General features: G+C 69.2%; 13 protein-coding genes. 11 read left to right on the top strand and 2 right to left on the bottom strand.

What is annotated here, in order from left to right; translation table 11 throughout:
• Positions 1-12: 12 nt before the first annotated feature.
• The 6 genes from KK087_RS03800 (at position 13) to KK087_RS03775 (ending at position 6177) form a co-directional block, all read left to right on the top strand.
• Positions 13-999 (top strand): branched-chain amino acid ABC transporter permease, encoded by a 987-nt coding sequence (locus tag KK087_RS03800; protein WP_214543335.1) that lies wholly within the window; start codon positions 13-15, stop codon positions 997-999.
• The gene (locus KK087_RS03795; RefSeq protein WP_214529381.1) at positions 992-1882 is read left to right on the top strand and encodes an ABC transporter ATP-binding protein; all 891 of its coding nucleotides are present in this window, start codon (positions 992-994) and stop codon (positions 1880-1882) included. Before KK087_RS03800 ends, KK087_RS03795 begins: the two co-directional genes overlap by 8 nt.
• Positions 1879-2697 (top strand): ABC transporter ATP-binding protein, encoded by an 819-nt coding sequence (locus KK087_RS03790; RefSeq protein ID WP_214529379.1) that lies wholly within the window; start codon positions 1879-1881, stop codon positions 2695-2697. The genes KK087_RS03795 and KK087_RS03790 overlap by 4 nt, the downstream gene beginning before the upstream one ends.
• Before the next feature lie 145 nt (positions 2698-2842).
• Positions 2843-3034, top strand: coding sequence for a hypothetical protein (locus KK087_RS03785; RefSeq protein WP_214564271.1), 192 nt, complete (start codon positions 2843-2845; stop codon positions 3032-3034).
• A 76-nt stretch (positions 3035-3110) separates the two neighbouring features.
• Positions 3111-4229: a GuaB3 family IMP dehydrogenase-related protein gene (locus KK087_RS03780; RefSeq protein WP_027466694.1), complete on the top strand. Its 1119-nt coding sequence runs from the start codon at positions 3111-3113 to the stop codon at positions 4227-4229.
• A 61-nt stretch (positions 4230-4290) separates the two neighbouring features.
• Complete coding sequence (locus KK087_RS03775; protein WP_214529375.1) at positions 4291-6177, top strand: glycerol-3-phosphate dehydrogenase/oxidase; 1887 nt, start codon at positions 4291-4293, stop codon at positions 6175-6177.
• Positions 6178-6357: 180 nt separating this feature from the next.
• Here the strand turns inward: KK087_RS03775 and KK087_RS03770 are convergent, their stop codons facing one another.
• On the bottom strand, positions 6358-6861 hold the full coding sequence (locus KK087_RS03770; RefSeq protein WP_214564270.1) for a hypothetical protein: 504 nt from the start codon (positions 6859-6861) through the stop codon (positions 6358-6360).
• A 75-nt stretch (positions 6862-6936) separates the two neighbouring features.
• Here KK087_RS03770 and KK087_RS03765 point away from each other — a divergent pair, with 75 nt between their 5' ends.
• The 5 genes from KK087_RS03765 to guaA are packed head-to-tail and all read left to right on the top strand — an operon-like array spanning position 6937 to position 11738.
• Positions 6937-7467, top strand: a complete 531-nt coding sequence (locus KK087_RS03765; protein ID WP_017885470.1) for a cation:proton antiporter regulatory subunit — start codon at positions 6937-6939, stop codon at positions 7465-7467.
• 3 nt (positions 7468-7470) lie between these two features.
• Positions 7471-8922: a cation:proton antiporter gene (locus KK087_RS03760; protein WP_214564269.1), complete on the top strand. Its 1452-nt coding sequence runs from the start codon at positions 7471-7473 to the stop codon at positions 8920-8922.
• A 5-nt stretch (positions 8923-8927) separates the two neighbouring features.
• On the top strand, positions 8928-9704 hold the full coding sequence (locus tag KK087_RS03755; protein WP_214529370.1) for an SURF1 family cytochrome oxidase biogenesis protein: 777 nt from the start codon (positions 8928-8930) through the stop codon (positions 9702-9704).
• 10 nt (positions 9705-9714) lie between these two features.
• Positions 9715-10161, top strand: coding sequence for a DUF3817 domain-containing protein (locus KK087_RS03750; protein ID WP_214529368.1), 447 nt, complete (start codon positions 9715-9717; stop codon positions 10159-10161).
• Positions 10158-11738 (top strand): glutamine-hydrolyzing GMP synthase, encoded by a 1581-nt coding sequence (gene guaA / locus KK087_RS03745; protein ID WP_214564268.1) that lies wholly within the window; start codon positions 10158-10160, stop codon positions 11736-11738. Before KK087_RS03750 ends, guaA begins: the two co-directional genes overlap by 4 nt.
• A 324-nt stretch (positions 11739-12062) precedes the next feature.
• Here guaA and KK087_RS03740 read toward each other — a convergent pair whose 3' ends face one another.
• Entirely contained in the window at positions 12063-12926 is an 864-nt protein-coding gene (locus KK087_RS03740; protein ID WP_214564267.1) for a Bax inhibitor-1/YccA family protein, read from the bottom strand.
• Between the last annotated feature and the right edge of the window lies 1 nt (position 12927).

The raw sequence follows: 12927 nt of genomic DNA, 5'->3' as shown, positions 1-12927 counted from the left end.
GGGAGCACGCGCATGGACTACATCCTCAACCTGCTGTCCTCGCTCACCCAGGAGGCACTCGCCCCGACCACGGCGGCGTTCGCCCTGGCCGCGATCGGCCTGAACGTGCACTTCGGCCTCACCGGGCTCGTGAACATGGGCCAGGCGGCGTTCCTGCTGCTCGGCGCCTACGGCTTCGCGATCTCGATCACCAACGGGCTGCCGTTCGTCATGGCCGTGCTCATCGCCCTGCTCGTCGCGATCGTGTTCGCGATCATCCTCGGCATCCCGACCCTGCGGTTGCGCGGCGACTACCTGGCGATCGTCACGATCTCCGGCGCCGAGATCATCCGCATGGTGGGCCGCTCGAGCCTGCTCACCACGACCACGGGTGGCTCGAACGGCATCACCGGGTCGAGCTACCGCGACCCGTTCACCGCCCTCAGCCCGCTGCCCGACGGCACGACCACGATCCTGTGGTTCACGTACGCCAACAACGGTGTCAACGGCTGGTGGATCCGCATCGCGGCGTGGGCCATGGTCGCCCTGTTCACCCTCGTGCTCTTCCTGCTCATGCGCAGTCCGTGGGGCCGCGTGGTGAAGGCCATCCGCGAGGACGAGGACGCCGTCCGCTCGCTCGGCAAGAACGTCTACTCGTACAAGATGCAGGCGCTCGTGTTCGGTGGGGCGCTCGGTGCGATCGCGGGCATCATCTACGTGCTGCCGAGTTCGGTGCAACCGGACGCCATGGGCCGTTCGATGACGTTCTTCATCTGGACCGCGCTCATCCTCGGTGGTGCTGCGACGGTGTTCGGACCGGTGCTCGGCGCGGTGCTGTTCTTCGTCGTCCGGCTCTTCGTCCGCACGCTCGCCGGCGACTTCATCCCCGACTCGATCATGAACGCGCAGCAGGCCGAGCAGTTCTCGTACGTGCTCGTCGGCGTCGCGCTCATGCTGCTCATCGTGTTCCGTCCACAGGGCCTGCTCGGCAACAAGAAGGAGCTGACGTTCAGTGTCTGAGACCTACGGCCACCCCAAGGCCGACCCGATCCTCACCGTCGACGACGTGACCCGGCGCTTCGGTGGCATGACCGCCGTGGACGTCGACCACCTCGAGGTCCAGCGTGGCTCCATCACGGCCCTCATCGGCCCGAACGGCGCCGGCAAGACGACCTTCTTCAACCTGCTCACGGGCTTCGACAAGCCGAGCTCCGGTGCGAAGACACAGTTCAACGGCGACACGCTGCAGAAGACGAGCGCGACGCACATCGCGAACAAGGGCATGGTCCGCACCTTCCAGCTGACCAAGGCGCTGTCGCGGCTCACCGTGATGCAGAACATGCTCCTCGGTGCCCGCGACCAGCCGGGTGAGAACTTCTTCGCCGCCCTGGTGAAGCCGGTGTGGGCGAAGCGGGAGCGCGAGATCACGGCGAAGGCCGAGGACCTCCTCGCCCGCTTCAAGCTGGACACGAAGGCGGACGACTACGCGGGCTCGCTGTCCGGCGGGCAGCGGAAGCTGCTCGAGATGGCCCGCGCGCTGATGTCCGATCCCACGATGATCATGCTCGACGAGCCGATGGCCGGCGTGAATCCCGCGCTCACCCAGTCGCTGCTCGGGCACATCCAGTCCCTGCGCGACGACGGCATGACCGTGCTGTTCGTCGAGCACGACATGCACATGGTCCGGCACATCTCGGACTGGGTGGTCGTGATGGCCGAGGGCAAGGTCGTCGCCGAGGGCCCGGCGGACACGGTGATGGACGACCAGGCCGTCATCGACGCCTACCTCGGTGCGCACCACGACACCGACCTGGGTGACGACTCGCTCCTCACCGAGGAGACCTTCGAGGAACTGGCGGAGGAAGTCGCCGAAGAGGACGCAGCAGAGGAGACGACCCGATGACGGACGCAACGGACCCCACGAACGCGAGCAGCGCCTCCAGTCCGGGAACGCCGGAGGCGACGACGGCCACGCTCGATCGCGAGCCGGTGCTCAGCGCGAAGAACCTCGTCGCCGGGTACCTGCCGGGCGTGAACATCCTGAACGGCTGCGACCTGGACTGCTACCCGGGCGAGCTCATCGGCATCATCGGCCCGAACGGTGCGGGCAAGTCGACGCTCCTCAAGGCGTTGTTCGGGCTCGTGTCCATCCGCGAAGGCTCGGTGACCCTGCAGGGTGACGACATCACGAACCTCAAGGCGAACAAGCTCGTGCAGGCCGGCGTCGGCTTCGTGCCGCAGACGAACAACGTGTTCCCCTCGCTCTCGATCGAGGAGAACCTGCAGATGGGGCTGTACCTGCGGCCCCGGAAGTTCGCCGAACGGCTCGAGGTCATCTACGACCTGTTCCCGGTCCTCGCGCAGCGGCGGAACCAGCGGGCCGGATCGCTCTCGGGTGGTGAGCGGCAGTCCGTCGCGATGGCCCGAGCGCTGATGATGGACCCCAAGGTGCTGCTGCTCGACGAGCCGAGCGCCGGACTCTCCCCCGTGCGTCAGGACGAGACGTTCCTGCGGACGCGCCGGATCAACAAGGCCGGTGTGTCGATCATCATGGTGGAGCAGAACGCGCGACGCTGTCTGCAGATCTGCGATCGTGGGTACGTGCTCGACCAGGGGAAGAACGCGTACTCGGGCACCGGGAAGGAACTCGCTGACGACCCCAAGGTCATCGAGCTCTACCTGGGGACGCTCGCCAAGGACGTCGACGCGCAGCGCTAGCGCTGTCGTCGGCTACGGGTACCGCTGTGGGGGTGGTATCCGTGACGGGTGGGGCCGTGCGTTGTCGCTTCGCGCCGCACGGCCCCGCTCCTCCACCCGGCCTGGAGGCGCGGCTCGCCCCGAGCGGGTCGGTATCGTTCCGCGGGTGCGCACCTCCGGACCCCTCGTGCTCGACGCCCTCGTGTGGCTCGTGTTCATCGCGCTCCTCGTCGGGGCGGCGTTGCTCGTCAAGGTCGCGGCCGTGCTCCTCGTCGTGCTCGTGGTGCTCGCGCTCCTGCTCGGCTTCGTGCTGCGGGCGCTCCGGAAGCGACGGCACGCCCCGCGGCGCCCGCGCTGACGACTCCGCCCGCCGCATCGCCGTCCGCACCGTCCGGCCCGTGCACGCCGCAGAGCCCGCCCGGTAGGCTGTCCGAGTGAGCGAAGTCGAGATCGGTGCAGGCAAGCGCGGACGTCGGGCGTACGCGTTCGACGACATCGCAGTGGTCCCCTCCAGGCGGACGCGTGACCCGCGCGACGTCAGCGTGCAGTGGTCGATCGACGCGTTCACGTTCGCGTCGCCGATCCTGTCGGCGCCGATGGACTCCGTGTCCTCGCCGGCGACGGTCATCCAGATGGGCAAGCTCGGCATCCTCGGTGTGCTCGACCTCGAGGGCCTGTGGACCCGGTACGAGGACCCGACGCCGTACTACGACGAGATCAAGTCGCTGACCGACGGCAACGTCACGAAGCGCATGCAGGAGATCTACTCCGAGCCGATCAAGGCCGAGCTGATCACCGCGCGCCTGGCCGAGATCCGTGCAGCCGGGGTGCCGGTCGCCGGTTCGCTCAGCCCGCAGCGCACGCAGGAGTTCTCGAAGACGGTCGTCGACGCCGGTGTCGACCTGTTCGTCATCCGCGGCACCACGGTCTCGGCCGAGCACGTCTCCCAGACCGAGGAGCCCCTCAACCTCAAGAAGTTCATCTACGAGCTCGACGTCCCGGTGATCGTGGGCGGTGCCTCGACGTACACGTCGGCGCTGCACCTCATGCGCACCGGTGCCGCCGGCGTGCTCGTCGGCTTCGGTGGCGGCGCAGCGTCGACCACCCGCGCCGCACTCGGCATCCACGCCCCGATGGCCACCGCCGTCGCGGACGTCGCCGGTGCCCGTCGTGACTACCTCGACGAGTCGGGCGGCCGCTACGTGCACGTCATCGCCGACGGCGGGCTCGACACCGCCGGCGACATCGTCAAGGCCATCGCCGTGGGTGCCGACGCCGTCATGCTCGGCACCGCACTCGCCCGTGCGACCGAGGCTCCCGGTGGCGGCTACCACTGGGGTGCCGAGGCGCACCACCCCGAGCTGCCGCGTGGCCGCCGGGTCGAGGTGGGCACGATCGCCCCGCTCGAGAACGTCCTGAACGGCCCGACGCCGACGCACGACGGCCGCGCCAACCTGGTCGGTGCCCTGCGCCGCTCGATGGCGACGACCGGATACTCCGACGCCAAGGAGTTCCAGCGAGTAGAAGTGGTCGTGGCGCCGTACCACCAGTGACGGTGGCACCCGGGCACTGCCCCGGGTGACGCCACGGCGCCGACCTGACCCGGAGGCGACGATGGCGAAGTCCAGCACGACGAAGCAGACCAGCACGGCCGGACGTCCACGTGACGTCGCGCCCGGCGTGGGGTTCGACCCCGCGGCGAAGCTCGGCCCGGACGAACGCGCAGCCGCGATCGAGACGCTGAAGACCAAGGAGCTCGACGTCCTGGTCGTCGGTGGCGGCATCGTCGGTGCGGGCAGCGCGCTCGACGCCGTGACCCGTGGGCTGAGCGTCGGCATCGTCGAGGCCCGCGACTGGGGCTCGGGCACCTCGAGCCGCTCGTCGAAGCTCGTGCACGGCGGCATCCGCTACCTCGAGCAGCTCAACTTCGCGCTCGTCCGCGAAGCCCTCATCGAACGCGGCCTGCTGCTCCAGCGCATCGCCCCGCACCTGGTGAAGCCCGTGCGCTTCCTCTACCCGCTCAACCACCGGGTGTGGGAGCGCTTCTACATCGGCATCGGCATGGCGATGTACGACGTGTTCAGCTGGTCCGGCGGCCGTCCGCCCGGCGTCCCGCACCACCGGCACCTCAGCCGGAAGCAGGTGCTCAGGAACATGCCCGGGCTCAAGAAGGACGCCTTCGTCGGCGGCATGACCTACTACGACGCCCAGGTCGACGACGCGCGCTACGTCGCGTCGCTCGTGCGCACCGCGGCCTCGTACGGCGCCGAGGCAGCGAGTCGCGTCCGCATCGAGGGGTTCATCAAGGTCGGGGAGCGCGTGGTCGGCGCGCAGGCCCACGACATCCAGACTGGCGAACGGTTCGAGATCCGCGCGAAGCAGGTCGTCAACGCCACCGGCGTCTGGACCGACGACACCCAGGCGATGATCGGCACCCGCGGACAGTTCAAGGTGCGGGCGTCGAAGGGCGTCCACCTCGTGATCCCCCGGGACCGGTTCCAGTCGAACACGGGCATGATCCTGCGCACCGAGAAGAGCGTGCTGTTCGTCATCCCGTGGGGCCGGCACTGGCTCGTCGGCACGACCGACACCGACTGGTACCTCGACAAGGCGCACCCCGCAGCGACCGCGGCGGACATCGACTACATCCTCGAGCACGTGAACAAGGTGCTCGCCGTCCCGCTGACCCGCGAGGACGTCGAGGGCGTCTACGCCGGACTCCGCCCGCTGCTGGCGGGGGAGTCGGACCAGACCTCGAAGCTCAGCCGCGAGCACGTCGTCGCGCACACCGTGCCCGGGCTCGTCGTGGTGGCCGGCGGCAAGTGGACGACGTACCGCGTGATGGGCAAGGACGCCATCGACGAGGCGGTCGCCGCGATGGACGGCAAGGTCCCCGAGTCGACGACCGACGACATCCCGCTCCTCGGCGCCGAGGGCTACCCGGCCGCGTGGAACCGTCGTGCCCGCACCGCACGGAGCTTCAACGTGCACAAGGTCCGCATCGAGCACCTGCTCAACCGCTACGGCACCCTCGCGACCGAGGTGCTGCAGCTCGTCGAGCAGGACCCGGCACTGGCCGAGCCGCTGCCCGGGGCCGACGACTACATCGGCGCCGAGGTCGTGTACGCCGCCTCGCACGAGGGCGCCCTGCACCTGGAGGACGTCCTCGCCCGCCGCACCCGCATCTCCATCGAGGCCTGGGACCGCGGCGAATCAGCAGCGCCGGTCGCCGCGAAGCTCATGGCGGACGTGCTCGGGTGGGACCAGGAGACGACCGAGCACGAGGTCGCGAACTACCTGAAGCGCGTCGCCGCCGAACGCGAGTCGCAGCTGCAACCCGACGACGAGAGCGCGGACCGCGTGCGGCTCGAGGCCCCGGACATCGCGTTCGGCTTCGACGAGGACGACGTGGTCGTGGGCGGTGGACGCTCGGACGGCGCCGAGGGTGCGAAGGCCTCCGACGAGCAGGTCATCGGCGAGAAGACGAGCGAGCCGGAGTAGCGAGGCCAGCAGACGCCGTCGTGTCGTGTTGACGCCGTCCGGTCGTCGAGACGCCGCCGGATTCGGCGGCGTCTCGGTGTCGACGAGGCGTCTCGACAAGACGACGGCGTCTTGCGGAGTCCACCCGCGCCTCCAGACCGGCAGGACGGAAGACCGGACTGGAGGCCCGGGGTGCGTCCGTCAGGCGGCGCGCGTCCGCAGGGTGGTGCGGCGCGCGTGGACTGCCTGGCCGACGACGAGCACGAACGGCAGCGCGATCAGCGCGACGAGGCTCGTGATGTACAGCACGCCCGACCAGACGGTGTGGTCACCGCCACCCACCCCGTAGGCGTCCGCGACGTCCATGCCCAGGGCGAACCCGCTCCAGAACGACGCCGGTCCGCCCAGCACCACGACGGCGAGCAGCACCGTCGCGATGACGTGGGCCGTCGCCCGGGTGATGAGCAGCAGCACCGACAGCCCTGCGGCCAGCGCGATCCCGACTACGGCGACGCCGATGACGACCGCGGTGTCGGTGGGCACGGAGAACCCCTGTGCGTCGAGGTGCCGGTGGATCTCGGCCAGGGTCGCACCGGGGACCGCGGCGAGCGGGTCCAGCACCAGTGCGTTCACCGCCAGCAGCGCTGCGTACAGCGTCACGACCAGCACCCCGACGACGGCCACGACGATCCGTGTTCTCCCCATCCACAGAACAGTAGCGGGAGGAATGCGCGGGGTCACCGGGTGGTTAGCATGGGAGTACTCGAAGAGGGAGCCATCATGGTCGACGTCCATCGCGTCAAACTCCCCGGAGTCGGCGTGCTGCACAGCTTCTACACCGACGACGGTGGCAAGTGCGGTGTCATCACGCACCGGTCGGGGCACTCCGACCTCATCTCGTTCGCCGACGTCTCCGACGGCGCGGACAAGTCCGAGAAGGTCTCGCTGCGCCTCAGCGAAGACGAAGCACACACGCTCGCCGAGCTCCTCGGCGGCACCCGGATCACCGAGGGCCTCGACAAGCTCGACGAGATTCCCGGCCTGTCCATCGACTGGTTCTCCGTCGACTACGACGACGCCATCGCGGGCAAGCCCCTCGGCGACCTGCACGACTCGGGCTTCATCGGCCTGACCGTCGTCGCCGTGGTCCGTGGCGACAGTGCCAACCCGGCGCCCTCGTCGGACTTCGTCGTCTTCCCCGGAGACACGATCGTGGTCGCCGGTTCCCCCGAGAAGGTCGCCAAGGCGTTCTCCTTCTACCGCAGCGGAGAGCTTGCGGCCGCCTCGGCCGAGGCCCCGCGGAAGAGCTAGCGCATGCACCTGGGTGGTGAGCTGCTCACCATCGGTGTGCTCTTCGTCATCGCCTACGTCCTGGGCCGGCTCGGCAAGACCATCGGTCTGCCGGCCATCCCGATCTACATGGTGGTCGGGCTCGTCGCGAGCCCGAACACGCCGTGGTTCGGGCTGAGCGTCGAGTCGCACACGATCGAGCTCATCGCGACGTTCGGGCTCATCCTCCTGCTGTTCAACCTCGGTCTCGAGTTCGACCAAGAGGAGTTCTACGGCAACGCCGGCAAGCTCCTGGTCTCCGGTGGAACCTACGTGGTCATCAACATGGGCGTGGGGTTCGCCTTCGGGTTCTCGCTTGGTTGGGGCACCCGTGAAGCCCTGATCATCGCGGGCATGACGGCGACGTCGTCCAGCGCCATCGTGACGAAGCTCCTCATCGAGCTCCGACGCCTGGCGAACGACGAGACCCCGATGATCCTCGGCGTCACCGTGATCGAGGACGTCTTCATCGCCGTGTACCTGGCGATCGTCTCCGTCGTGCTGTCCGGCGACACCAACGTCTGGGCCGTCGTCGGCAAGCTGGCGCTCGCGTTCGGGTTCCTCATCGTGATGTTCACACTCGCGCGCTTCGCGGGCAAGTGGGTCTCGAAGATCTTCGCCACCCGTGACGACGAACTGTTCACGGTGCTGTTCTTCGGCCTCGCGGTCATGTTCGGTGGCATCGGCGACCTGCTCGGCGTGACCGACGCCATCGGCGCCTTCGTCATCGGCCTGCTCTGCGGTGCCACCCGGTACCGCGACCGCATCGAACAGCTCGCCCTGCCGATGCGCGACGTGTTCGCCGCCTTCTTCTTCGTGAACTTCGGGCTCGGCCTCGACCTGTCGACGTTCGGCGAGGTCCTCTGGCCCGTCCTCGGCGCCATCGGCATGACCGTCGTCCTCAACGCGGTCGCCGGGCAGATCGTCGCCCGGATGAACGGCTTCAACGTCCAGCAGGGCATCAACACCGCCGTCATCCTGGTGAACCGTGGCGAGTTCGCGCTGATCCTCGCGACCCTGTCGGCTGCCGCCGGGCTGGAGGCACGGATCACCGCGTTCGCGGGCCTCTACGTCCTCTGCATGGCCGTCCTCGGGCCGCTGCTCGCGGTGAACTCGGACCGGATCGGCCGCCTCGTGGTGCGTCCGGGTCGGCTCATCCGCCTGCGCGGACGCCTCGGTGGCCGCCGTGCCGTCGCCGCGGCTGCCGCCGCCGAGAACGCCGAGGCGGCCGAGGCCGAGGCGGACGTCACCGCGGCCGCGCGCAAGGCCGAGCGGGACCGCCAGTTCGCGGAGGAGTTCGCCCTCGTGGAGGCCGCTGGCAGGGACGAGCGAGAGAATGAGGGGCCCGAGACGACGTCCACCCCCGTGACGTCGCCGGTCGAGATCCCCGCCGAGCGCCCCGAACGCCCGGTCCGACAGCGCGATCCGGAGTACTGATACAGATGTGGGCCGTTGCCCGACGACCGAGGTGGATCGCGCTGCTGTTGCTGGCGCTCGTGCTGGCGGGGGTGTTCGCCGGGCTGGGCAAGTGGCAGCTCGAGCGGTCCATCGCCAACGGCAAACCGCTGCCGGCGACCACCGAGACCCGCCGGACGCTCGAGGCGGTCACCACGCCCGAACGACCGGTCAGCGAGAGCCTCGCCGGCCAGAAGGTGACCGTCACGGGGACCTTCGTCGCCGGCGACACCACCGTCCTGACCGGCCGCACCGGGGGTGGGACGTACCAGACCGTGGGACACCTGGTGGACTCGGATGGTGGGGCGAGCCTCCCGGTCGTCATCGGGTGGTCCGACCAGCGGTCGGCCGCCGTCGCCGGGGGTGACCGCCTGACGGACGGGCAGACGCTCACGATCCAGGGCCGCTACTACCCGGCCGAGTCGCCCGACCAGGACGCCTACAAGGACGCCGAGTACTCCGCCGTCGCGCCGGCCCGGTTCGTGAACACCTGGCAGGCCTTCGACGACCGCATGTACCTCGGGTACGTCGTCGCCGACGGCACCACCGCGAAGGCCGCCGACCTCGGCACCATCGCCGACCGGGCGCCGTCGCGCGAGGTCCAGTTCGACTGGCTCAACCTGTTCTACGCGATCGAGTGGGTCGTCTTCGCCGGCTTCGCCGTGTTCCTCTGGTACCGGTTCGTGAAGGACGCCTGGGAGCGCGAGCAAGAGGAGGAGCGCGAGGCAGCGCTCGCCACCGAAGCCGACGCGCTCCGACGGTAGGATTGCCGGCATGGCCCTGACCGTCCGAACCCGTGACATCCCCAAGATCCCGGGGGCGGTGAAGTGGTACCGCGTCTCGGCGTACATCACCGGCGTGCTGCTGCTCGCCCTGGTGGTCGAGGTCATCATCAAGTACACGCCGCTGCAGCTCGAGATGCAGCTCGGCAACGGACCGTTCTTCGTGCCCAACGGCACGGCGGGCGAGACCCCGGGCACGTTCAACCTGTCGATCGCGATCCTCATCGCCCACGGCTGGCTGTACGTGCTCTACCTCTTCACCGACTTCCGTCTGTGGAGCATCATGCGCTGGCGGCCGTCGCGCTTCCTGCTCATCGCCCTCGGGGGCATCATCCCGTTCATGTCCTTCGTGGTCGAGCACCGCATGCAGCAGCGGGCCATGGACACCTACCACGACCTGATCGCTGCCCAGCAGCGTGAGAAGGAGGCCGCTCGGTGAGCGAGACCGAACAGCGTCCCGTCCTCGTCGTCGACTTCGGGGCCCAGTACGCGCAGCTCATCGCGCGTCGGGTCCGTGAAGCGAACGTCTACAGCGAGATCGTGCCGCACTCCATCACCGCGGACGAGATCCGCGCCAAGGACCCGGCGGCCATCGTGCTGTCCGGTGGTCCGTCGTCCGTGTACGAAGCGGGCGCGCCGTCGCTCGACGGTGACATCCTCGACCTCGGCGTCCCCGTGCTCGGCATCTGCTACGGCTTCCAGGCCATGGCGACCGCCCTCGGTGGCGAGGTCGCGAACACCGGTCTGCGCGAGTACGGCGCCACCGACGTGACGCTCGCACCCGGCAGCAGCACCCTGCTCGGCGACCAGCCGGCGGACCAGGTGACGTGGATGTCGCATGGCGACTCCGTGGCCAAGGCGCCGGCCGGCTTCGAGGTGCTCGCCTCGAGCGCATCGACGCCCGTCGCAGCGTTCGCGTCCGACGAGCGCAAGCTCTACGGCGTGCAGTGGCACCCCGAGGTCAAGCACTCCGTGTACGGCCAGGCCGTGCTCGAGAACTTCCTGCACCGTGCCGCGGGCCTGCCCGGCGACTGGAACTCCAGCAACGTCATCGAGGAGCAGGTCGAGCGCATCCGGGCGCAGGTCGGCTCCGCGCGGGTCATCGCCGGGCTCTCCGGTGGTGTCGACTCCGCCGTCGCCGCAGCCCTGGTGCACAAGGCCGTCGGCGACCAGCTGACCTGCGTCTTCGTCGACCACGGACTCCTCCGGGCCGACGAGCGCAAGCAGGTCGAAGAGGACTACGTCGCCTCCACCGGTGTCCGCCTCATCACGATCGACGCCGAGCAGCAGTTCCTCGACGCCCTCGCCGGCGTGAGCGACCCCGAGCACAAGCGCAAGATCATCGGGCGCGAGTTCATCCGCACGTTCGAGGGCGCGGCCGAGGCACTCGTGCTCGAGGCTCGCGGTGACGACGAGGCGGGCGAGGTCAAGTTCCTCGTGCAGGGCACGCTCTACCCCGACGTCGTCGAGTCCGGCGGCGGAGCGGGCACCGCGAACATCAAGTCGCACCACAACGTCGGTGGCCTGCCCGAGGACATGACGTTCGAGCTCGTCGAGCCGCTGCGCACCCTGTTCAAGGACGAGGTCCGTGCGGTCGGCCGTGAGCTCGGGTTGCCCGAGGTCATCGTCGGCCGCCAGCCGTTCCCCGGGCCGGGCCTCGGCATCCGCATCGTCGGTGAGGTCACGAAGGAGCGGCTCGAACTGCTCCGGGCGGCCGACAAGATCGCCCGCGAAGAGCTCACCGCGGCTGGCCTCGACCAGGAGATCTGGCAGTGCCCGGTCGTGCTGCTCGCGGACGTCCGCTCGGTGGGTGTGCAGGGCGACGGTCGGACCTACGGGCACCCGATCGTGCTCCGTCCGGTCTCGTCGGAGGACGCCATGACCGCCGACTGGACGCGTCTGCCGTACGACACCCTCGCGAAGATCTCGAACCGCATCACGAACGAGGTGCCCGACGTCAACCGGGTCGTGCTCGACGTCACGTCGAAGCCGCCGGGGACGATCGAGTGGGAGTAGGGCTCCCCTGAGCCACGGAAGGCCCGGTACGCGTCACGCGTGCCGGGCCTTCGTGCGTCCGGGGTGGCGTTGCCGGAGCCGTTGAGTGGTCACAACACCCCGGGGGCCCGGTGCCGAGTGGTCAGGAAGTGTCGGCTGGCCCTTGCCCGGGCGACACTTCGTGACCACTCGGCGGGCGACCGGCGGGGTGTTGTGACCGCTGGGACCGGCGCCGGGACCGCCACTCGGGCCGCCACCGCCCCGCCGCCCCGGCTGTCGCCTACCACCGGCCGGGAACGACGAAGGGCCCCGGCAGCGCCGGGGCCCTTCGCGTGTGCGGTGGTACTAGTTGCGCGAGCTGCTCGCGACGATGGCGAGGATGCGCAGGATCTCGAGGTACAGCCAGACGATCGTCATGATCAGGCCGAACGCCGCGGTCCAGGCGTAGATCCGGGGAGCGCCACGACGGACACCGGTCTGGATCTGGTCGAAGTCGAGGATCAGCGAGTACGCCGCCATGACCACGACGAGGATGCCGATGATCACACCGAGCGGGATGCCGAAGATCGTGATGCCGAGTGCGCCGAACGCGGTGTTCGTCACACCGGTCCACATCAGGACCAGGTTGATGAGCGAGAACACCATGTACCCGACCATCGCGACGAGGAAGAAGCGCGTGGCCTTCGGTGTGGCGCGGACCTTGCCCGATGCGAACAGCGCGAGCGTCACGGCGAAGACACCGAGCGTCCCGAACACCGCCTGGGTGACGATGCCACCCCACATGGAGTTGTACGCGCCGGAGATGCCACCCACGAACAGGCCCTGGGCGAAGGAGTACGCCAGGACGAGGCCCGGGGAGGGCTTCTTCTTGAACATGTTCACGAGCGCCAGGACGAACCCGACGACGGCGCCGATGACCCAGACGATCGGCGGCAGGTTCCAACCGGCCACCGCGCCGACGACGAGCACGCCGAACGCGAGCAGCGTCTTGACGATGGTGTCTTCGTACGACATGCGGTCGGTGTCCACCGGGGACGCAGTCGGGCGGTCGTACATGTACTGCAGCTGCTCGGGGGTCATGCCGCCCTGTGCCTGCTGCGGGGTCTGTCCCCAGCCGGCCTGCTGCTGACCAGCACCGCGCCCGCCCCAGGTGTTGGCCCCCTGTGCGTTGAAGGCGGGGGACTGGTCGAAACCGGGCTTGAAGGCCATG

Origin of the sequence: Curtobacterium aurantiacum, from assembly GCF_018598555.1 — a bacterium.
GTDB lineage: Bacteria > Actinomycetota > Actinomycetes > Actinomycetales > Microbacteriaceae > Curtobacterium > Curtobacterium aurantiacum.
This window is presented reverse-complemented; position numbering and strand designations above follow the sequence as displayed.